This window comes from Embleya sp. NPDC020886 (assembly GCF_044333915.1).
Classification (GTDB): domain Bacteria; phylum Actinomycetota; class Actinomycetes; order Streptomycetales; family Streptomycetaceae; genus Embleya.
Genome location: NZ_JBIRRX010000005.1, coordinates 446,373 through 467,674, shown reverse-complemented (window position 1 = coordinate 467,674; position 21,302 = coordinate 446,373). Strand labels below are relative to the sequence as shown.

14 protein-coding genes, 2 pseudogenes and 1 riboswitch are annotated in these 21,302 nt (G+C 71.3%); of the genes and pseudogenes, 10 read left to right on the top strand and 6 right to left on the bottom strand.

The window, feature by feature from the left end; genetic code table 11:
• Positions 1–16 precede the first annotated feature (16 nt).
• On the bottom strand, positions 17–1,099 hold the full coding sequence (locus ACH4U8_RS21160) for a hydrogenase expression protein HypE (protein WP_395779332.1): 1,083 nt from the start codon (positions 1,097–1,099) through the stop codon (positions 17–19).
• A 74-nt stretch (positions 1,100–1,173) separates the two neighbouring features.
• A pseudogene (locus tag ACH4U8_RS21155) lies at positions 1,174–2,540 on the bottom strand (M28 family metallopeptidase); the annotation flags it as partial.
• 750 nt (positions 2,541–3,290) lie between these two features.
• On the opposite strand from ACH4U8_RS21155, the pseudogene ACH4U8_RS21150 reads away from it, so the two are divergent.
• Positions 3,291–3,524 (top strand): annotated as a pseudogene (locus ACH4U8_RS21150) (peptidylprolyl isomerase); the annotation flags it as partial.
• Here the strand turns inward: ACH4U8_RS21150 and ACH4U8_RS21145 are convergent.
• Positions 3,481–4,002, bottom strand: coding sequence for a hypothetical protein (locus tag ACH4U8_RS21145; RefSeq protein ID WP_395779559.1), 522 nt, complete (start codon positions 4,000–4,002; stop codon positions 3,481–3,483). The pseudogene ACH4U8_RS21150 and the gene ACH4U8_RS21145 overlap by 44 nt on opposite strands.
• Positions 4,003–4,523: 521 nt before the next feature.
• Between ACH4U8_RS21145 and ACH4U8_RS21140 the strand changes: the two genes are divergently transcribed.
• The 3 genes from ACH4U8_RS21140 (at position 4,524) to ACH4U8_RS21130 (ending at position 7,452) form a co-directional block, all read left to right on the top strand.
• Entirely contained in the window at positions 4,524–5,261 is a 738-nt protein-coding gene (locus ACH4U8_RS21140) for a nitroreductase (RefSeq protein ID WP_395779546.1), read from the top strand.
• A gap of 552 nt (positions 5,262–5,813) precedes the next feature.
• Positions 5,814–6,365: an RICIN domain-containing protein gene (locus tag ACH4U8_RS21135; RefSeq protein WP_395779330.1), complete on the top strand. Its 552-nt coding sequence runs from the start codon at positions 5,814–5,816 to the stop codon at positions 6,363–6,365.
• A 241-nt stretch (positions 6,366–6,606) separates the two neighbouring features.
• Positions 6,607–7,452: a helix-turn-helix domain-containing protein gene (locus ACH4U8_RS21130; protein ID WP_379988429.1), complete on the top strand. Its 846-nt coding sequence runs from the start codon at positions 6,607–6,609 to the stop codon at positions 7,450–7,452.
• Here ACH4U8_RS21130 and ACH4U8_RS21125 read toward each other — a convergent pair.
• Together ACH4U8_RS21125 and ACH4U8_RS21120 are read right to left on the bottom strand one after the other, a co-directional pair.
• Positions 7,377–9,266: an ABC transporter ATP-binding protein gene (locus ACH4U8_RS21125; RefSeq protein ID WP_395779328.1), complete on the bottom strand. Its 1,890-nt coding sequence runs from the start codon at positions 9,264–9,266 to the stop codon at positions 7,377–7,379. The two genes, ACH4U8_RS21130 and ACH4U8_RS21125, sit on opposite strands and share 76 nt — an antisense overlap.
• Positions 9,263–10,963, bottom strand: a complete 1,701-nt coding sequence (locus tag ACH4U8_RS21120) for an ABC transporter transmembrane domain-containing protein (RefSeq protein WP_395779326.1) — start codon at positions 10,961–10,963, stop codon at positions 9,263–9,265. Before ACH4U8_RS21120 ends, ACH4U8_RS21125 begins: the two co-directional genes overlap by 4 nt.
• Positions 10,964–11,242: 279 nt before the next feature.
• Here ACH4U8_RS21120 and ACH4U8_RS21115 point away from each other — a divergent pair, with 279 nt between their 5' ends.
• The 6 genes from ACH4U8_RS21115 to ACH4U8_RS21090 all read left to right on the top strand — a co-directional run bounded on the left by ACH4U8_RS21115 (position 11,243) and on the right by ACH4U8_RS21090 (position 17,676).
• Positions 11,243–12,298 carry an ABC transporter substrate-binding protein gene (locus ACH4U8_RS21115; protein WP_395779324.1) on the top strand — a complete coding sequence of 352 codons (1,056 nt, stop codon included), beginning with the start codon at positions 11,243–11,245 and terminating at the stop codon, positions 12,296–12,298.
• A complete protein-coding gene (locus tag ACH4U8_RS21110; protein WP_395779322.1) occupies positions 12,295–13,323 on the top strand; it encodes an ABC transporter substrate-binding protein in 1,029 nt (342 codons plus the stop codon). Before ACH4U8_RS21115 ends, ACH4U8_RS21110 begins: the two co-directional genes overlap by 4 nt.
• Before the next feature lie 7 nt (positions 13,324–13,330).
• On the top strand, positions 13,331–14,251 hold the full coding sequence (locus ACH4U8_RS21105) for a siderophore-interacting protein (RefSeq protein WP_395779320.1): 921 nt from the start codon (positions 13,331–13,333) through the stop codon (positions 14,249–14,251).
• A 128-nt stretch (positions 14,252–14,379) separates the two neighbouring features.
• The gene (locus tag ACH4U8_RS21100; RefSeq protein WP_395779544.1) at positions 14,380–15,480 is read left to right on the top strand and encodes a Fe(3+)-siderophore ABC transporter permease; all 1,101 of its coding nucleotides are present in this window, start codon (positions 14,380–14,382) and stop codon (positions 15,478–15,480) included.
• Positions 15,481–15,650: 170 nt separating this feature from the next.
• Positions 15,651–16,694: an iron-enterobactin ABC transporter permease gene (gene fepG, locus ACH4U8_RS21095; RefSeq protein WP_395779542.1), complete on the top strand. Its 1,044-nt coding sequence runs from the start codon at positions 15,651–15,653 to the stop codon at positions 16,692–16,694.
• Positions 16,695–16,806: 112 nt separating this feature from the next.
• Positions 16,807–17,676 carry an ABC transporter ATP-binding protein gene (locus ACH4U8_RS21090; protein WP_395779318.1) on the top strand — a complete coding sequence of 290 codons (870 nt, stop codon included), beginning with the start codon at positions 16,807–16,809 and terminating at the stop codon, positions 17,674–17,676.
• Between the two features lie 238 nt (positions 17,677–17,914).
• On the opposite strand, the gene metE is transcribed toward ACH4U8_RS21090, so the two are convergent.
• Positions 17,915–20,233, bottom strand: coding sequence for a 5-methyltetrahydropteroyltriglutamate--homocysteine S-methyltransferase (gene metE / locus ACH4U8_RS21085; protein WP_395779316.1), 2,319 nt, complete (start codon positions 20,231–20,233; stop codon positions 17,915–17,917).
• A gap of 175 nt (positions 20,234–20,408) precedes the next feature.
• A riboswitch (cobalamin riboswitch) is annotated at positions 20,409–20,574 on the bottom strand.
• Between the last annotated feature and the right edge of the window lie 728 nt (positions 20,575–21,302).

Genomic DNA, 21,302 nt, shown 5'->3' with positions numbered 1-21,302 from the left:
GATCGGCGGGGCTGGTTCAGCGGGGCGCGCGGTAGCCCGTGGTGAGCTGGGGGCCGCGTCGGCGCCAGCGGGGCTCCTCGTCCACGGTCTTGGCGGTGATCGCGCGCAGCTTGCGGATCAGCACGCCGTACGCGCCGCTCGCGGTGCTGGAGACCTTGCCGCCGGGGGGTTCGTCCATGAAGGGCATGAACTTGTCCGGGAAGCCGGGCATGGTGCACGCGATACAGATGCCGCCGACGTTGGGGCAGCCGCCGATGCCGTTCATCCAGCCGCGCTTGGGCACGTTGCACTTGACCACGGGGCCCCAGCAGCCGAGTTTCACCAGGCATTTGGGGGAGTCGTAGGTCTTGGCGAACTGGCCCTGTTCGTAGTAGCCCGCCCGGTCACAGCCCTCGTGCACGGTCGCGCCGAACAGCCAGGCCGGGCGCAGCTTGTCGTCGAGCGGGATCATCGGCGCGGAGCCGGCGAGCTGGTAGAGCAGGTAGGTGAGCGTCTCGGAGAAGTTGTCGGGCTGGATCGGGCACCCGGGCACGCACACGATGGGCAGGCCCGCCTTGGACTTCCAGTCCCAGCCGAGATAGTCCGGAACGCCCATCGCGCCGGTCGGATTGCCGGCCATGGCGTGGATGCCGCCGTAGGTCGCGCAGGTGCCGATGGCCACGATGCCGGTCGCCTTGGGCGCGAGGCGGTCGAGCCATTCGCTGGTGGTGATGGGTTGACCGGTCTCCGGGTCGTCGCCGAAGCCGCTCCAGTAGCCCTCGGCCTTGATCGACTCGTTGGGGATGGAGCCCTCGACGACCAGGACGAACGGGTCGAGCTCGCCGCGTTCGGCCTTGAAGAACCATTCGATGAAGGTGTCCGCGCCCTGCACGGGACCACACTCGAAGTCGATCAGCGGCCAGTGGACCGCGATCGCGGGCAGCCCGGGCAGGGTTCCGGTGACGATCTCCTCGATGCTCGGTTGCATCGCGGCGGTCAGCGCGACGGAGTCGCCGTCGCAGCTCAAGCCGGCGTTGATCCACAGAATGTGGATCAGGGGCGGATCCGGATCGGCCGGGGTCGGGGTGGTCTGGGTGGAACTCGCGGACGTGGCGCTCATGAGGACGCCTCCTCGAAGGTCATGAGTCCGACAAAACGGACTTGTGATCTTCATATCAGCAGGTGGCGGGATGTTCAGAACGTTTCGCCCGTCCGGGGGGTGTCGCGCGTCCGGAGGGTGTAATCGGGTGGGCGGGGCGCGAAGGGCTCGACGGCGGCGCGGGAGGGTGTGTGTCGTGCCGAACCGGATGGGCGAGACGGGGGTGGAGGCTGCGTCTCTCGGGGGTGGCTCGGACGATCGGGCACGGGGACGGGCGAGGGGATGGTCGCCGGTCGGGACACGGCTTGGGTGCGGCTCGGGCGCGGGTCGGGCGTCGGCGGGGGTGGGGTCGCCGTGGCGAGCCGTGGCCTGCACGGTGGGGCGGTGCCCTCGTCCGGGGTGTCCGCCGGACGAGTCCGGCCCCGCGCGTGAGATGGGCGACGCGGCGCTGCTCGACGCGGCGCTCTGTCATGCCCCCGGCGCATGCTCGATGTTGCCGGTTCCAGCCGGGTATACAACTCTTTCGTCCTTGGGGAACGAGGCCGCGGGGGGTGGCGATCGCCGGTACCGGCCGGATGGAGCAGGCCGGTACCGGCGATGGTCAAGGGCTGGGTGGCGGGCGTGGTTAGGCGACTGCGGTCTTCCAGATTGCGTACGCCACGCCGTCGGCGTTGCGATTGAGCACCGTGGCGTCGATGTTGCTCGTGGTGTCACACGCGGAGTGGTAGCACGAGTCGTAGGAGGCGCCGGCCGTGCCGCCCCACTTGGTCGCCTGCGCCGAGCTCTTGATGGCGCTGGCGCCCGCGGCGTAGCCGGAGGTGGGGATGCCGGCTCGCTGGAAGGAGTAGTCGTCGGAGCGGCCCTGGCCCTCGACGTTCTCCTCGGGACGCAGGTTCAGCGTGTCCCAGTACGCCTTGAGGGGCGCGGCGGTGGCCGAGTTGATGTTGTTGATGAAGTAGCCCGCGTTGCGTGAGCCGACCATGTCGAAGTTGTAGTAGCCCTTGATCGAGGAGCGCTGCGCCGAGGTGAGTTGGCTGACGTAGAACTGCGAGCCCTGGAGGCCCTGTTCCTCGCCGGCCCACCAGCCGAAGCGCACGTGCTTGGTGAGGGTGGGGTTGGCCTGGGCGAGTGCGAGTGCGTTCTCCAGGAGGGTGGCGGAGCCGGAGCCGTTGTCGTTGATGCCGGGTCCGGCGGAGACGCTGTCGAGGTGGGCGCCGAACATGACGACCTGGTTGGCGGGGCCGCCGGGCCAGTCGGCGATCAGGTTGTTGGAGCGGTATCGGCAGGAGGTGCAGACCTGCTCGGACACGGTGAAGCCGGCGGCCTGGAGCTTGCTCTTCACGTAGGCCACGGACGCGGTGTAACCGGCGCTGCCCGCACGGCGGTTGCCGCCGTTCTGCGACGCGATGCGGTTGAGCTGGGTCAGGTGCGCCTGGACGTTCGCCACGTTGATGTCGGGCGGCGCCAGGCTCCGGTTGCCGGGCCCGGTGACGGCCTGCGCCTGAGAGCCGGGCGGCGCGGGTGGTTCGGCCGCGGACGACTGGGTCGCCGAGCCGAGGGTGAGGCCGACGAGTAAGGCGAGGACGGTCCCGGCGGTGGTCAATGTTCGATTCATCGAGGCTCCTTTGGTGGAAGGCAGACCTCGACCACGCCACCGACCTGCTGTCGTGGGCACCTCGTGAGGGCCGCAGACGACCGAGCAGGACGGGGTCGTGCTCGAGCAAGCGAAACACTCACACAGGCGTCCGTGCCGGGCGAAGGGACCCGGCCGAACCGGCAAATTCCGGGAAACAGGCCCGCCTCGGGTGCTCCGGGGCTGCGACCGGGTGCCGTGTACCGACCCGCGCACGCCGCCGCACGCACATCGTGGTCTCGGATCACGCCGCTGCCGAACACCACCGGGGGAGAGGACGGCGAGGACACCGGAGCCTGTGCGGCGCGACCACCGCGGCGCCGATCGTGACTGCGTGCACGTTCGTCATTCCGTCGGGGAAGGCGTCCCGTACCGGCGCGGGCAGCGAACGCGGCGCTCCGGGGGCAGGTTGGCGATGTCCAACTTTCGGGGCATCGGCCGCAGGGCGCTTGCGTGCCGCTGGAGCAGGCCATGCAGGCTCCGTGACCGGACCGGCCTCGGTTGCCCGACGGCATTGCCCGATCCGGAGCGTCGTATTCACGTCCGGGGGAAGTGCGGGACGGCTACCGAAGGATCTTCATGGCGGAAGAGCTGTACGCGACGTCGAAGAGCAACCGGGGCGACATCGTGATCCGGTTGCTGCCGAACCACGCGCCGAAGACGGTGAAGGACTTCGTGGAGTCGGCGACGGGCGAACGCCGATGGGCCGACCCGAACATCGGGTAGCCGAGCAATGAACCGCTGTACGACGGGACGGTGTTCCACCGGGTCATCGACGTGGTGACGATCCCGGTTCTCGGCAATGGGTCGGGGTGTCGCTCGGCGTCGTGCCCGCCGATGGTGCCCGGTGTACCTGCTTCGTCCGAGGAACCTGACCGGGGGGTCGGTCGGGGTCGTGTGTTTGCGTGGTGGTTCGTGAGTCCAGGTGGGCCAAGAGCAGTGATTGCAGGTCCGGGGTCAGGGCGATGACGTCCTCGCTCGTCGGAACCAACGCCAACCCGCCGTTCTTGGGGATGCCGCGGTGAAACGCCGCGTCGACCCTGCTTGCCTCGAACAGACGCCCGTCCGGAGACAGCACGAGACTGTGTTCCTTGTTGCCGGTCTCCGGCGCGATCGTCGCCAGTTCCCAGGCCTGGCCGACCGCCTCGAAGACCCGCACCAACTGTGTCTTGCGGCCGAACAGGCCGGCTTTCTCCTCGCGGGTGTCGACGTGCAGGAACAGTGATACGAGCTTCCGTGTGGGCAGCCGCCCGGCCACGTCGGCCACGAAGGTGGCGAGCTCGGGAGTCATCCGAACTCCCCGGCGCGAGTCGATGCCCCGGAGCCTGAGGTGCTCCCGCTCTTCCGCGAACTTGATCTGTTCGACCTCGTGCTCTCGCCTTCGAGCATCGTCGACCGGCTCCATCCGCCACCCCCGTGTTCCTGGTGCCGGGCACGATAGTCCGCGATGGGCCGTCGTGACTCGGGAATGGCGAAGAACCGCCGGGGGAGAGGACGGAACGAGCGGCCGGCGTTCGAGGCCGCCTCGGCGTTGCGCGACATCGGATAACTGGCCTGAGCGAGTGTTGTCTCATTGCCGGTCGTGGTGATCCCCTGGTCCGCGAACAGCCGGGTGGCGGCGGCCAGGACGCGTTCCCGTGCGCCTCGCCCCGGCCGTTGCGCCGGCTGCGCGGGTACGTCCACTTCCGTCTCCGGTGCCGCATTCATGGGGCGAGTATACGGCTGCGTTTACTTCCGGTGTGGCGGGTGGGTAGAGTTGCATCCGTCCAAGTAAACGTTTACGTTTACCTTTGTGTGGGTGAGGAGTACTTCATGGGTCGGTCCGGTCATACCGAGCTGAGTGGTTACGCGGAGCGGCTGATCCGCGGCCGACGAGCCGTGCGTGCGTTCCGGCCCGACGCCGTGGCCCCGGAGACGATGCGTGCGATCTTTTCGCTGGCCGGCGCTGCGCCGTCCAACTCCAATACGCAGCCGTGGCGGGTGGAGGTGATCAGCGGTGCGCTGCGCGACCGTCTGGCGGACGCTCTGCAGGCGGACCACGCCGCACGCCGTACCTCCGCCGACTTCCCGTATCGCGACGACATGTACGCGCCGGTGCAGCAGGAACGGCGTGCCGCCTTCGGTGCCGAGCTCTACGGCGCGCTGGGTATCGGCCGTGACGACACCGCGGCCCGGGTGGCCTACGACGCCGAGAGCCTGCGGTTCTACGGCGCACCGCACGTCGCGTTCCTCTTCGTCTCCTCGGGCCGTGCCGACGCGCGGCCGGCCGCGGATGTCGGCGCCTATATGCAGACGTTGCTGCTGGCGATGGCCGCGTACGGCGTGGACAGCTGTCCGCAGGGGTTGCTGAGCTTCTATGCCGATACCGTGCGCGGCGAACTCGGTGTCAGCGAGGGGAAACTGCTGGTCGGGGTCTCGTTCGGCTACGCCGACGGTGCCGCACCGGTGAACCGGGTCAGCGCCGGACGCGTGGAGCTGGCGGCGACTACGACGTTCCACGACCAGGCCGCGTCCGATGGATGGGATGTGGTGGGAGTTCGTGGGGGCTGACCGGCGGCCGGGGGAATCCGATCGACCCGTTGTTGCCGGATCGTACGTGGGATGCCCTCCGGTCCATCGGCCTGCCAAGCCCGGAGGTACGTCGCACGCGGTCGTGATGGCAGACCGCCGCCGAGTTGGGTCAAGCCTTCGAAGCAGCGGCGGATCGCCGACGCCGTAGGCGTCCGGCCGTCGCACGGTTCGTCCAAGGGCTGCCAAGGCCGCCCTTTGGATGGCGACGCCGAAGTGCCCCGGCCGTACACACCGCCCCGGCAGGAGGAAATCCCACCGGACCGAACCGCCGTCTTGGCCGTCCGACGTCGGGCCGGCCTCCCGGGCCCGGCCGCCGGGCCGCCATAATCGGCCACCGCGCCGCGGCGAATGCCTCGCGTTTATACAGGGGTGATTCAACGCATGGCCGGGTACGTATGTGCATGCTTAATTGGCGCTTCCGAGTGATTGATAAGAATCACCCTCGAAGAATGCCGATTATGCGCCTGTTTGCTGTTGTACTCGGCGATGCCCTTGCGGTATATGCCGTGCCATCGGAGACAAGGAGCGCACGTGAACGCCAGGTTCAAATCCACCCTATTGCGACGCTCGACGGTGATCTCGGCTGCGGTTGCCGTGGTCCTGACTCCCCTCACGTCCTTATCCCAGGCCACCGCAGCGCCTTCCGGCACTCCGCGCCCAGCACAAGCCGATGCCGCCGCCGTCGGTGAAATCACCACGTTTGCGGACAAGTGTCTGATGGTGGCGAATCGGGATCCCAGCGACGGCGCCCGAATCGTGCAGTATCGGTGCGAGGGCGACCCCACTCAGCACTTCACCCTCGTCCCGATCGGGGGTGGGATATTCGAGATCAAGACCTTTGTGGACAAGTGTCTGACGGTGGCGAACCGGGACCCCGGCAACGGTGCCGCGATAGTCCAGTCGCGCTGCCAAGGCGACCGCATTCAGCGCTTCACCCTCGTCCCGGTCGACGCCGGGAAGTATGAGATCAAGACCTTTGCGGACAAGTGTCTGACGGTGGCGAACCGGGACCCCAGTAACGGTGCCGTGATAGTTCAGTCGCGCTGCCAGGGTGACCCCATTCAGCGCTTCACTCTCGGCTAGGTGTATCGACCGCGAGCGTTGTCGACGATCGGGTCCTGATCGTGGCGAAGACCTCCGGTGTGGTGGAGGTGTCCAGGCTCCACACCACGCACGGAGGTCTTCGCGCCCGTACCGCCAACCGCCAACCGCCAAGTCCTACTTCGTGGAACGAACACCGGGGAGACGTCCGATGGCGCACCCGCGGCGAGGTCGCCCCGGAGAGGTTAGGGAACCCTAAGTCGTCGCCGGTATAGTGCGGTCCGTGCAGCAGGTCACGAGGTCGGGCGGCGGCCCGACGCGCGAGGTGGAGCCGCCGTATGCCCTCACCACGTCACGTTTGGGGCGGGAGGCGCGTCCGGGCGGGCATACGTGGGAGTCGCATCGCCACCTCGACCACGAGTTGTTGTGGGGCGTCGTGGGGTCGGTCACCGCGGTGGTCGAGGGGGTGTCGTGGGTGGTGCCGCCGACCGTGGGGTTGTGGTTGCCCGCCGGCGCGGCGCACGAGGTGACGACCGGGCCCGGCACCGACTTCTACGCGACGTACTTCAGGACCGAGGTCTTCGCCCCCGCGTGGGCGTGCGACCTGCCCGGTCTGGTGCCGATGTACGGGGCGCTGCGCGAGGTGTTGTTGCACATGCGGCGCTACGACATGCCGTTCGCCGCGCGCTCGCGAGCGGAGCGGGTGGTTTTCGACATGCTCCAGCCGTTGGAGGTGGCCGCGGTGGATGTGCCGATGCCGCGTGATCCGCGTGCGTTGGCCGTGGCTCGGGCGTTGGTGGCCCGGCCGGCGGATCCGCGTGGGCTGGACGAGTTCGCGCGCTGGTCGGGGTGCAGTGGGCGTACGTTGACCCGGGTGTTCACCGCGGACACCGGGATGGGCTTCGTGCAGTGGCGCATCCAGGCGCGGGTGCGCGCGGCGTTGACGTATCTGGCCGCCGGTTTGCCGGTTTCGGTGGTGGCCCGTCGGGTCGGATACGACAGTCCCAGTGCGTTCGTGGCGGTTTTTCGCCGGGTCACCGGTCGCACACCCGGTCACTGTTTCGGGCTCGTCTGCGACGAGGACGTCGAGCACGGGCCGGTCGGCGTACGATCCGCCGCGGGCGCCTGAAGCGTCTCCGACACCCGACCCGCAGCGGGCGCTCGGCCCTCTGCGGGCGCCGACCAGGCCTGCCACAGCCCCGCGTAGCGCCCGCCCGCCGCCACCAGGTCGTCGTGCCGTCCCTGTTCGACGATCCGTCCGTGATCCAGGACGATCACCCGGTCCGCGGTCGCGGCCTGCCGGAGGCGATGGGCGACCACGATCGCGGTGCGCCCGTCGAGCACCGCCGACGCGGCGGCCTCCAGGGTGCGGGCGCCGGCACTGCCCGCGTCCGCGGTCGCCTCGTCCAGGACCACGATCGGCGGATCCAGGAGCAGGACCCGGGCGAGCGCGAGTTGCTGCGCCTGAGTGGCGGTCGGGGTGTGTCCGCCGGCGCCGATGCGGGTGTCGGGGCCTTCGGGCAGCGCGCCGACCCACCCGTCGGCGCCGACCGTTGCGAGGACGCGTGCGATCGTCGCGTCGTCCGCGTCCGGTCGGGCCAGCCGCAGGTCGTCGGCGAGGGTGCCGGCGAAGACGTGGACCTCCTGGGTGACGATCGCGATCTGCCGGCGGCCGGCGCGGCCCAGATCGGTGAGTGCCACCGTGCCGAGCCGGATCGTGCCGGCGGTGGGTGTGCGGACGCCGGCGATGAGCGTGGCGGCGGTCGACTTGCCCGCGCCGGTCGTGCCCACCAAGGCGACCCGCTCGCCCGGTGCGATCCACAGGTCGAGCCCGGTGAGCACGTCGGGACCGTCGGGGTAGGCGAACGAGACGTGCTGCACGTGTACGGACGCGTCGTGCGGCGTCGGCGGGTGGGTGGGTTCTTCGGCGCGCGGGAGAAGGGTGACCCCGACCAGGCGGGCCAGGCCCGCGGCGGCTTCCTGGAGTTGGTCGAAGACGGCGAGCAGGGAGCCGACGGGGTCGAAGAGGCGGTGGAAGAACAGTGCGGCGGCGGTCGCCTCGCCGATCGAGACCGTGCCCGAGCGGACCAACTGGAATCCGACGGCGAGTACCGAGGCGAGCCCGACGAGTTCGGCGGCGTTGAGTCGGCCGAAGAAGCGGGTGCGCAGCCGGGTCGCGGTCAGGCTCAGGTCGATCGAGGCGCGGGAGCGGTCGGCGACGGCGTCCAGGTGGGCCGGGCCCAGTCGCAGCGCGGTGACGGTGTCCACGGCGCCGAGGGCGTCCAGGAGGCGCTGGGCGCGTTGTCCCTCGGCGATCCGCTCGGCTCGGTACACCGGTGCGGATCGGCGCAGGTACCAGCGCAGCGCGCCGATCTGGATCGGCGCGGCCACCAGGGCGGCGAGGGCGAAGCGCCAGTCGAGGGTGCCCATGCCGATCAGGGTCAGCACGATGGTCGCCAGCGCCGTGGTGAACACCGGGACGGTTTCGGCGGCGGCGTCCGCGACCACGCGTACGTCGCCGCCGACGCGGGCGACCAGGTCGCCGCGGCCGGTGCGCTCGATGTCGTCGGTGGGTAGGTCGAGTGCCCGGCCCAGGGCGTCCTCGCGCAGGTCGGCCACCATGCTCTCGCCGACCCCGACGACCAGGTAGTGGCTGATCGCGCCCGACACGGCCTGGGCGAGGGCGATGGCCGCGAGCAGGCCGGCCAGAACCGTGATGTGCGATCCGGTGTCGGGCCCGTGGCGGTCGACGGCGTCGACCATGCGGCCCAGGACGAGCGGGCCGGCCAGGCCGATCGCGGTGGAGGCGGTGAGCAGGGTGACCGCGGCCAGGGCCCGGCGGCCGTGCGGGCGCAGCAGTTGTCGGGCGGCGGATCGGGTCTGTGCGGTGTCGGCGACGGGGAGCAGGGGTGGTTCGGGTGTCGGGTCGGCGTGCCGGGTCATGCGAGTACCAGCTTGCGGTAGGCGGGCGAGACGGCGGCCAGTCGGGCGTGGGTACCGGTGGTGCCGCGGGTGGCGTCGGCCGCGAGCACGATCACCCGGTCGCATACGGCGAGCAGGGTCGGGCTGGTGGTGACCAGGATCGTGGTGCGGCCGACCCGGTCGGCACGCAGGCCGGCGGCGATCCGGGCCTCGGTGACGGTGTCGACCGAGGTGGTGGGGTCGTGCAGGACCAGGACCGGGGCGCGGGTGGCCAACGCGCGGGCGAGGGCCAGGCGTTGGCGTTGGCCGCCGGACAGGGACAGGCCCTGTTCGGTGAGGGTGGTGTCGAGGCCGGCGGGCAGGGCCGCGATGTCCTCGTCCACGCAGGCCGCGGCGAGCGCGGCTCGGATCGCCTGTGGCCGGGCCCGCCCCGATGCCCCGACATTGTCGGCGATGGTGCCCGCGAACAGGGCGGCGTCGTGGGGTGGGGCGACCACCGTTCGGCGTAGGTCGTCGGGGTCGAGTTCGGGCACGGGTATGCCGTCCAGGTGCAGGGTGCCGGCGTCGGGGTCGCGGCGCCGGGCGAGGACGTCGACCAGCGCTTTGGCGTGTACGGCGTCGTCGGTGACGATGCCGACGAACTCGCCGGGCTCGACGGCGAAGCCGACGTCGATCAGGCCGCCGACGCTCAGCCGGTCCGCGCGGACGTGGCCGGCCGGCCGCCCCGTGTCGGTGCCCGCGGGGGTGCGGGTGCCCGGGCCCACCGCCGGGTCCGTCGTGAGCAGGGCCACGACCCGGCGTGCCGAGGCGCGGGCGCGGCCCAGGCCGGACGCGAAGTAGGCGACGTCCACCAGGGGGCCTTGGAGGAACTGGGCAAGACCCACGACGGTCACCAACTCGCCCACGGTGATCCGGCCGCGCGCCGCCAGGTGCGCGCCCACCAGGGCGATCAGCGCCAGAAGACCGCCGGTGAGCAGGGTGTTGGCGGCGGTGTACCAGGCCTGGGCGCGTTCGGTGCGCAGCGTCGCGGCGAGTGCGGCGCGACTGTCGCGGCGGTAGCGGCGGGCGGCCTCGGAGCGGGCGCCGATGCCGTCCAGGACGCGCAGTCCGGTGAGCAGGTCGGTGGCGATGGCACCGGCGCGGGCGGCGAGTTCGTGGTCGTGTTCGCTGCGCCGTTCCAGCGGGCGGCTCAGGTATTGCATCGCGATCAGTACCGGTGGAGTGCCGAGCAGGACGAGCAGGCCCAGCGGGACGGAGATCACCAGGAGCGCGACCGCGGCCGTGACGATGGCCGCGGCCGCCGCGAGTTTGCTGCTGAGGGTGTGGGTGAACCGGGCCACCGTCTGCGCGTCGGAGGTGGCGAGCGCCACGAGTTCGCCGGGCATCCGTCGCGGTGTCGTGCCGTGCGGGTCCAGTGCCCGGCGGGCGACGGCCATTCGCACGTCGTGGGCGCCGTACTCGGTGACGCGGGCGGCGGCGCGGGCGGCGAAGCGCCACGAGCACAGCAGGCCGACGAACACCACGGCCAGCACGCTCAGCCAGCGCCCGAGCGCGGCCGCGTCGCCGGTGGCCACCGCTTGGTCGATCACCACACCGACGACGACCGGGACGGCCGCCTCGGCCACCTGATGCCCGGTCAGGCCCACGGAGGCGCCGACCAGATATCGGCCCCGTCGATCGCCGGTGAGCGCGTACCGCAACACGGCGCGCGAGGTCACGGGCGTACCGAGAGGGCCGGGCGGGAGTGAGTGGGCAGGGGGTTTCGGCGGGACGGTGGGTGCGGGCATGGGAGCCGACGGTAGTGATGGGGCCGTGCCGGTTGCGCGTGAATCGGACGGACCTTGGCTCGAATCGGCCGGCGCGGCGTTCGGTGTCCGATTCGCGACAAGGTCTGGCGTGTGCCCGACATCGGGTGTTGCGGGATGAGATCACCTCGCGTATTCATAGGCAAGGCTTACCTAACCTTCCCTGTGGTTCCCTGTCCTCCGGAGACGCCGATGCCAACGACCGCACCCGCGCCGCGCCGCACCCCGCACCGACCGCCCGACGCCCTCGTCGGCGACCCGGAACGGGCGCGCGTCACCCATGAACCGACCCGGCGTCGGTTCGGCTTCGGGGCGGGCGCGCTGACCCTGGCGGGGCTGCTCGCCGCGTGCGGCGGCACCACCGAGGGCACCGCCGAGCCGACCGGCACGGCCGGCGACACGATCCGCTACACCTACGGCGGCGCCGACCGCGTGTTGCCCCGCACGCCCCGACGGGTGGTCACCATCCAGGGCCGCATGGACCTCGAACTCGCCCTGCTCGCGGGCTACCCGGTGATCGGTTCGGGCAACGCGTGGATGCCCGGCGCCCGCGTGGGCTCGCAGTTCCAAGGCATCACGGTGCCCGACATCGCCACCGTCGGCCTCGGCGACGGTCTTCAGGTCGACTACGAACAGATCCTGCGACTGGACCCCGACCTGATCGTGATGCCGCAATACGGCTACGAGGTGGACTGGTACGGCAACAAGCGGCTGGAACAGATGGCGCCGATCCTGGGCGTGTCCGAGGACCCGGTGGACTGGCGGCGGGCGAGCACCGAGCAGTTGACCCTGCTCGGGCGCGGTGAACAGGCGCGCACCCACGTCGCGGCCTACGACGAGAAACTCGCCCGACTGCGACCACGGCTGACCGACCGGCTCGGCGGCCGCAGGATCGTGTTCGGCGTCGTCGCCGGCGGCGCGTTCTCGGTGTGGACCCGCTCGATCACCATGTCGGTGGCGCGCGAGGTCGGGTTGGAACCGATGTTCTGGAACGCGGCCGACGAGAACAACAGCTTCGAGCTCTCCCTGGAGCGGTTCGACCGCCTGGCCGCCGCCGACGTGATCATCCGCCAGGCGGTCGAGCCGGCCGAGGCCGCCGCACTCGACGCGCAACCCACCTGGCAGCGCATACCGGCGGTCGCGAACCGCAAGGTCGTGACCATGGACGGCCGCTACAACGCCGGGCTGGTGCTGACCGCCACCGGCTTCCTCGACGTGCTCGCCCGCGCCGCGGAGCTGTACGCATGAGCGCGACCGTCACCGCGACCCCCACTCGCCCGACGCCCGCCCGCCCCGGGGCGAGCGACACGCGACGGACACGCGTCACCGGCGAGTTGACCAGACGTCGATTCGCGCTGGGCGCCGGGACGTTGTCGCTGAGCGCACTGCTCGCCGCGTGCGGCGGCACCGAGGAGACGAAGGACGCGCCACCGGCCGCGACCACCCTCGACTTCTCCTACGAGGGCCGCAGCACGCGTATCCCGGCCGATCCGAGGCGCGTGGTCGTGCTGGATCCGCGCACCGGCGTCGAGTTCGCCGCCATGGCCGGATACCCGATGATCGGCGGCTACCGCATCGACGGCCGCAACCACCTCTCCGACCGGCTGCCCGCGAACTTCCAGGTGTTGCAGGGCAATGTCCGCGAGCCCAACGCCGAGGCGATCCTGGCGCAGCGGCCGGATCTGCTGGTCGTCGGCGCCGACTGGTGGAAGTTCTACCAGGACAAGAAGCTGTTGACCCAGGACATCGCCCCTGTGCTCGTGGTCAGCGGCGGCTTCAGCCCGTTCTGGCGCCGCTACAGCCAGGAGCAGTTGACCCTGCTCGGGCGCGGCGACCTCGCCCGCCGACTGCTCGCCGACTACGACGCGCGCCTGGCCCGAGCCCGCGCCGAGGTCGGTCCCCTGTTGGCGGGCCGCAAGGTGCTCATCGGCGGGGCCGACGACACCAACTTCTGGGTGCAAAGGCGCAGCTTCTACCTGAGCGTCGCACTGGAGCTGGGCATGGACGTGATGTTCCATCAGCCCGACCGCGACCCGAACAAGCCGTTCAACGACTTCTACGGTCCCGAGCAGATCGACGTCTTCGCCCCGGCGGACCTGATCATCTGGAAGGACCCCGACGCGCCGGCGACGCAAGCCAAGACGTGGCAGCGGCTGCCCGCCGTGCGGGCCGGGCGGGTCGTACCGCTGAACTACGACACCACCGCCGGCCTCGTCCTGACCGCGACGGCCCTGCTCGACGAACTCGTATCCGCCGCGAAGGTGTTGGGGTGACCACGTGATGAACGACCCGCTGTACCGGGGAACGGTGCTGGAACACACCCGCCTCACGCCCGGCATGATCCGGATCGTGTTCGGCGGCGAGGGACTGCACGCCTTCGAGAGCACCGGCGTCGGCGACGAATACCTGCGCCTGCACTTCCCGTTCCCCGACACCGGCGAACCGGTACTGCCGGACGAGAACCCGGGCGGGAGTCCCGGGGAGGCCGGGCCCGGCGCCGGCGAGGCCGACCGGTACGCGCAGACCCGGCGCTACACGGTGCGGCGCTTCGACGCGGAACGCGGCGAGGTCACCATCGACTTCGTCGTCCACGACGGGGGCGTGGCAAGTGCGTGGGCACTCGCCGCCCGGCCGGGGGACCAGGTGGGCGTCGGCACACCGCGCGGCCTGTACGCCCCGCCGGCCGAGACCGTCTGGCAGATCCTCGCCTGCGACGCCACCGGCCTGCCCGCACTGGGCCGACTCGTCGAACAACTCCCGGCCCGAACGCGGGCCCGGGTGATCGTCGAGGTCGCGGATGCCGGCCACGAGCAGGTTTTCGACAGCGCCGCCGACGTCGAGTACGTATGGCTGCACGGCAGCGGCAACGGCGCCGCACCCAGTCGGCTGGCCCAGGCGCTGCGCGCGATGACTCTGCCCGAGGGCCCCGGCTACGTGTGGGCCGCGGGCGAGACCCGTGCACTGCGCGAGATCCGCCGCCACGTGCGGCACGAACTGGGGCTGCCCGCCCGGATGTACAAGGTGATCGGCTACTGGACGCACAACGCGGCGGAGTGGGATGAGCGGTACGCCGGCCTCGACCCCGAGGTGAAGCGGCGCTTGGAGACGGCCTTCGACGCCGTGCACGAGGAGCAGCCCGAGGAGGAGATCGAGAACATTCTCGACGAGGTCGAGGCCACGTTGGAGGGTGTCGGGCTGTGAACGCACCACGGGGCGCGCGGATCGCGCCCGCGGGGCTCGGCGGGCCGGTCGAGACGGTCGACGCCGCCGAGCCGGTCGGACCGGTCGAACCCGTCGGACCCGTCGGACCCGTCGGACCGGTCCGGGACATGGCCCCGGGCGAGGCGGCTTCGGCGGGCCGGGATACCGCCACGGCCTCGGCGGCGCCGGCCGCGCCCACGCACGCCGAAGCGGAGCGCGGGCCCGTGGCGGGCTCGCCCGTGCGCCGCGGCCTGTGGTTGATCGTGGCCACCGCCGCACTCGTACTCGTGATCCTGCTGAGCGTCGCGATCGGGTCGAAGAACATCCCGCTCCCGACCGTGTGGGACGCGCTGTTCCACTACGACGGCTCCAACGACCACGTGATCGTTCGTGACCTGCGGCTGCCTCGCACCCTGCTGGGGGTGCTCGTCGGCACCGCGCTGGGCGTCGCCGGCGCGGTGATCCAGGCGGTCGGCCGCAATCCGCTCGCCGACCCCGGCATCCTCGGTGTCAACGCCGGTGCCGGCTTCGCGGCGGTCCTGGCGATCGCCGTGTTCGACATCACCGACCTGCGCGGCTACATCTGGTTCGCGTTCCTGGGCGCGATCGCGACCACCGTCGCGGTGTACACGATCGGCTCGCGCGGTCGCGGCGGCGCCACCCCGGTGCGGCTGACCCTGGCGGGCGTGGCGCTGGGCGCGGTGCTGGGCGGGATCAGCTCCGGGATCACACTGCTGGATCCGAGCACGTTCGACCGCATGCGCTTCTGGTCGGCGGGCTCCATCGGCGGACGACAGTGGGACACCATCGAACAGGTCGCCCCCTTCCTGCTGGTCGGACTCGTGGTGGCGGCGAGCGTGGCCCGCGCGCTCAACGCGGTCGCCCTGGGCGGCGACACCGCCCGCGCGCTCGGGGTGAACATCACCCGTACCCGCGTGTTGTCGGTGATCGCGATCACCCTGCTGTGTGGCGGCGCGACCGCGGTCGCCGGACCCATCGGCTTCGTGGGCCTGATGGTGCCGCACGTGGCGCGCTGGATCACCGGCCCCGATCAGCGCTGGATCCTGGCCTACACCCTGGTCCTGTCGCCGATCCTGTTGCTGGTCGCCGACATCCTGGGCCGCCTGGTGGTGCGCCCGGGCGAACTCCAGGTCGGCATCGTGACGGCGTTCGTCGGCGTCCCCGTGCTCATCGCCCTGGTACGTCGACAGAAGGTGAGCGGACTGTGAAGTCGCCGAATTCGTCGCCGGCTTCGCCCATCGCGCCGTTGCCCGGCTCCGCGTCGTCCACGTCCACTCCCGCGTCGCCGCCCACCGCGCCGGGCCGCGGCTCGGCCGGCTCGGACGCCGGCGGCAAGGGTGCGCAACGGCCGGGCGTACGCCCCAAAACGCGCACGACGATCGACTTCGGGCGCGCGGTCCGGGTGATCCGGCTCCCCGGCGGACGCGTGTCGCTGCGCCTGGACGTCCGGGCCGGCGTCGTGTGTCTGGTGCTGCTCGTCGCCACGACCGCCGTCGCCGTCCTGGCACTGGGCACCGGGGAGTACGCGCTCTCGCCCGTCCAGGTGACCGAGGCACTGTTCACGGACGTACCCGCCAAGGTGCACATGGTCGTGATCGAATGGCGACTGCCTCGCGTCCTGCTGGCCGTGCTCGCCGGTGCCGCGCTCGGTGTCAGCGGTGCCATCTTCCAGTCGTTGACCCGCAATCCGCTGGGCAGTCCGGACGTCATCGGCTTCAACACCGGCGCCAACACCGGTGCGCTCATGGTGATCATGCTCGCCCACGGCGGCTACTACCAGGTCGCCGCGGGAGCCCTCGCAGGCGGCGTGGCAACTGCCGCGCTGGTCTACCTGCTGGCCTACCGGCAAGGGATCCAGGGTTTTCGGCTGATCATCGTCGGCATCGGCATCAGCGCGCTGCTCGCCTCGGTCAACACCTGGGTCATCGTCAAGGCCGACCTGGAGACCGCGATGGCGGCGGCGGTGTGGGGAGCCGGCTCGCTCAACGGCCTGGGCTGGCAGCAAGTACGCCCGGTGACCGTCGTGTTCGCGATCCTGCTGCCGGTCGCCCTGATCCTCGGCCGGCGCATGCGGGTGCTGGAGATGGGCGACGATGCCGCCCGCGCCCTGGGGGTACGCACCGAGCCGACCCGCATCGCCCTCGTGGTCACCGGGGTCGCGCTGACCGCCATGGTCACCGCCGCGGCCGGACCGATCTCGTTCGTCGCGCTCGCCGCACCGCAACTGGCCCGCCGCCTCGCCCGCAGCCCGGGGGTGACGATATTGCCGTCGGCCGCGATGGGAGCGGCGCTGCTGACCACGAGCGACTGGCTCGCCCAACGCCTGTTCGCGCCGACCCAATTGCCGGTGGGAGTGGTCACGGTCAGCATCGGCGGCGCCTACCTGATTCGGCTGCTGGTCGGCGAGGCACGGCGGCAGTGACGACCCGGGCGACGCCGGCGGTGGGCCGCCCGGCGCCCGCCTCGGTTCGCGGCGACTGCGCCCGAGCCCACCGCACCCCCAACCCCTCCTTCGCAGAACGGACTTCGCCACGATGAACATCGCCGTCGACCCCCGCGCGCACCCCGCCGCGCCGGCTACCGCGCCCCGGCTGTGGGCACAGGGGCTGACCGTCGGGTACGACGACCGCGTCGTGGTCCGAGACCTCACCGTGCACATCCCCGACGGAGCGGTCACCGCGATCATCGGCCCCAACGCGTGCGGCAAGTCCACGCTCCTGCGCGCCCTGTCCCGCCTGCTCACCCCGGCCGCCGGCACGGTGCACCTGGACGGCAAGGCCATCTCGTCCTACCCGGCCAAGGAGGTGGCCCGGCGGATGGGTCTGCTCCCGCAGACCTCGGTCGCCCCCGACGGCATCACCGTGGCCGACCTCGTCGCCCGAGGCCGCTATCCCCACCAGAAGCTCCTGCGCCAGTGGTCGGACGAGGACGAGACGGCCGTGCTGAACGCCCTGGCCGCGACCGGGACCACCGACCTGTCGCCGCGCCCGGTGGACGCGCTGTCGGGGGGCCAGCGCCAACGCGTCTGGGTGGCCATGGTGCTCGCCCAGCAAACCCCGCTCCTGCTCCTGGACGAGCCCACCACGTTCCTCGACATCGCCCACCAGATCGAACTCCTCGAACTCCTGCGCGACCTCAACGAACGTGACGGCCACACCCTCGTCGCGGTCCTGCACGACCTCAACCACGCCTGCCGCTACGCCGACCACATCATCGCCATGCGCGACGGCACGGTCCTCGCCGTCGGGCCACCCCGCGACATCGTGACGCCGGAGCTGGTCGAGGACGTCTTCGGCCTCCCCTGCCAAATCATCGACGACCCCGTCTCGGGCACCCCTCTGGTCATCCCCCTGGGCCGCCGCCGGCGACCACCGGGGCACTCACGACACCCGGAAGCCCCGTAGGAACACCCGGAAGGAACACCCGGAACGCCCCTAAGGACAACGGCCCTTCCAAAACGGGCCGACCCGGCGGCCGACTGCCTTCGATTCCGCGCCGAGGTCCCGGCACCCGGACCGAAGGGTCCGCCGAGCCGAGACCGAACACCGATCCGCCGCTCGCGGCGCCTTGGGTGCGGCCTCGGCCCGGATTGCCGACGGCCGTCGGGGCAGGACCGGGAGGTCCCGCCCCGGCGAGCCTCGGTCAGGAGGGCGGCAGCGTCGTGCGCACCTCCCGGGCCGCCGCGACCAGGTTTTCCAGCGAGGCGCGGACCTCGGGCCAACCGCGGGTCTTGAGGCCGCAGTCCGGGTTGACCCACAGGCGCTCGGCAGGGATGGCGGCCAGGCCCTTGCGCAGCAGGCCCACCACCTCGTCCGTGCCGGGGACGCGCGGGGAGTGGATGTCGTACACGCCGGGTCCGGCCTCGCGCGGGTAGCCGTGGGTGGCCAGTTCTCCGGCGACCTGCATGTGGGAGCGGGCCGCCTCCAGGCTGATCACGTCGGCGTCGAGATCGTCGATGGCCTGCACGATGTCGCCGAACTCGGCGTAGCACATGTGCGTGTGGATCTGGGTCGCCGCGCGTACGCCCGACGTGCTCAGCCGAAACGCCTCGGTGGCCCAGGCCAGGTACGCGGCATGGTCCACGGCCCGCAGCGGCAACGTCTCGCGCAGGGCCGGCTCGTCCACCTGGATGACCGAACTCCCGGCCGCCTCCAGGTCGTCGACTTCGTCTCGAAGCGCGAGCGCGACCTGCCTGGCGGTTTCTCCCAGCGGCTGGTCGTCGCGAACGAACGACCACGCGAGCATGGTTACCGGTCCGGTCAGCATGCCCTTGACCGGGCGGTCGGACAACGACTGGGCGAACGAGGTCCAGCGCACGGTCATCGCTTCCGGGCGGGAGATGTCGCCGGCCAGGATCGGCGGGCGCACGTAGCGGGTGCCGTACGACTGGACCCAACCGTGTCGGGTGGCCACGTAGCCGGCGAGCTGTTCGGCGAAGTACTGGACCATGTCGTTGCGTTCGGCCTCGCCGTGCACCAGGACGTCGATGCCCGCCTTCTCCTGGAAGGCGACGACATCGCGGATCTCGGATTCGATGCGTTCCTCGTAACCGGCACTGTCGATGCGTCCCGCGCGCAGATCGGCGCGGGCGGTGCGCAGTTCGGCGGTCTGCGGGAAGGAGCCGATGGTGGTCGTGGGCAACAACGGCAGGCCCAGGTGGGCGCGTTGGGCCGCGGCTCGCTCGGGATAGGGCTTGCTGCGGCGCGCGTCCGTGTCGGTGACCGCGGCGGCGCGGGCGCGTACGGCGGGGTCGTGGGTGAGCGCGGAGGTCCTGCGGGCGGCCAGGTCGGCCCGGTTGGCGGCGAGGTGGGGCGCGATGGTGTCGGTGCCCCGGCCGAGGCCGCGCGTCAGGGTGACGATCTCGTCGGTCTTCTGCCGGGCGAAGGCGAGCCAGCGGGCGATCTGCGGGTCGACGTCGCGTTCGGCGTCGGCGTCCAGCGGCACGTGCAACAACGAGCAGGAGGCGGCGACGTCGACCCGGTCGGCCAGGCCCAGCAGTATGCCGAGCGTGGTCAGCGACTTGCCGAGATCGTTGATCCATACGTTGCGGCCGTCCACGACACCGGCGACCAGACGTTTCCCGGGCAGCCCGCCGACCGCGGCCAGCGCGTCGAGGTTGGCGGCGGCGGCCCCGGTGAAGTCCAGCGCCAGGCCCTCGATCGGCGCCCGGGCCAGGATCGGCAGCGCCTCGCCGAGGCGGTCGAAGTACGAGGCCACCAACAGCTTGGGCCGGTCGGTGCGGCCGCCGAGATCGCGGTAGACCCGCTTGGCGGCGTTCAGTTCGGCGAAGCTGCGGTCCTGGACCAGGGCGGGCTCGTCGAGCTGCACCCACTCGGCGCCGGCGGCACGCAGGTCGGCGAGCAGCCGGGCGTACACCGGCAACAGCCGGTCCAACAGGGTCAGCGGCTCGAAGTCGGCCGCGACCCCCGGCGCGGGCTTGGCAAGCAGGAGGTAGGTGAGCGGGCCCACCAACACCGGGCGGGCGGTCAGGCCGAGCGCGACGGCCTCCTCGAACTCGGCCACCTGTTTGGCGGAGTTCGCCTCGAAGACGGTGTCCGGCCCGAGTTCGGGCACGAGGTAGTGGTAGTTCGTGTCGAACCACTTGGTCATCTCGAGCGGCGCCACGTCCTGCGTGCCACGCGCCATCGCGAAGTAGCCGTCCAAGGCGTCGACTTCGACGGCGGCGCGGTGACGGGCCGGGATCGCACCCACGGCCACGCTGGTGTCGAGGACGTGGTCGTACAGCGAGAAGTCGCCGGTGGGTACCTCGTGGATGCCCGCCTGGGCGAGGCGTTCCCAGTTGGCGCGGCGCAGTTCGGCCGAGGCGTCCCGAAGCGCCTGCGCATCGATGCGGCCGGCCCAGTAGCCCTCGATGGCCTTCTTCAGCTCCCGATTCGGGCCCTGGCGGGGATAGCCGTACACGGTGGCACGGGCCGCCGCGGCTGCGGACTTGGTGGTCACGGAACTCTCCTTCGCGAGCCTGTCGACAAGATCCCGGGACGGATCGCAGGCACGAAGGGAATGGCAAACCACACGGGTCACGTCGGTGTACTCCCGCACGTGTCCCACCGGTTGTCCGCCGACCCGCCCACGAGGTCACCGAGATCACCGTGCGCATCGGCGGCGCACGGGCAGTGGCAGGTCTTCGGACTCGCGGGCACATCCGCCAAGGGCGGACACCTACTGGCCGTCGCTTCCCGGACCCGAGTCGGGTCCAGTGCTGTTTGACGGCGGTCGTTCCCACTCACCGCTGCGGGGCAGTCCCGGATTCACACCGGGTTCCCTCTTACGACGCGCCTACCCGGATGGCAGGGCGAACCGACTGCGTGCGACAGCTTAGCCGGCCGAGGGCGCCGCGGGGAGCCACCGCACGAGCCGGATGGGGCGACCACGCGCCGAAGACGCGGACAACGGCCGGCGACGCATCGGTGGGGCCGGTGTTCGCGATCCGGTGTCGTGTTCGTTCCGACCGCCGACCGGTGGGGAGGACCCGGCGCGGCGGTGACCCTTCGCCGCGGCGCCGAAGTGCCTGGGCCGGCCGGTTTCCACCACACGGGGAGCCCCACACTCGGGGCTCCCCGCCTGCGGCCGGCACCGGGGCCGGGTCAGGGGACGCACGGGGGAGGGGGAGTGGAGTGGTGAAGGAGGGGTTCAGCGGGAACGGGGTTCCGGCCGCGCCCCATACGGACTGCCGGGTGGCGAGCGGGTCGGGGGCGCCGCAGCCTTGAGCCGGTCCACTGTGTCCTCGAAGGTGGCCTCCTCGACGCCGGCCGCGGCCAGGGCGAGTGCGGACTGCATCGTGTTGGGCGGTTCGGGCGTCGTCGAGCTACCGGTGGCCGGGATGAACTTGCCGCCGCTGCCGTCGCCGGCGAACCGGGAGGCCGGCCGGCGGGCACCGTAATCGGCGGCCGTGGTGGGGACGTTGGTGGCGGGGTGGCGGGGTGGCGGGGTGGCGGGGTGCCGTGGGCTGTGAGCAACCAGGCCGTCATGACCAGGGCGAGCCCGGGGGCTGTCGCCGCAATGCGAGATT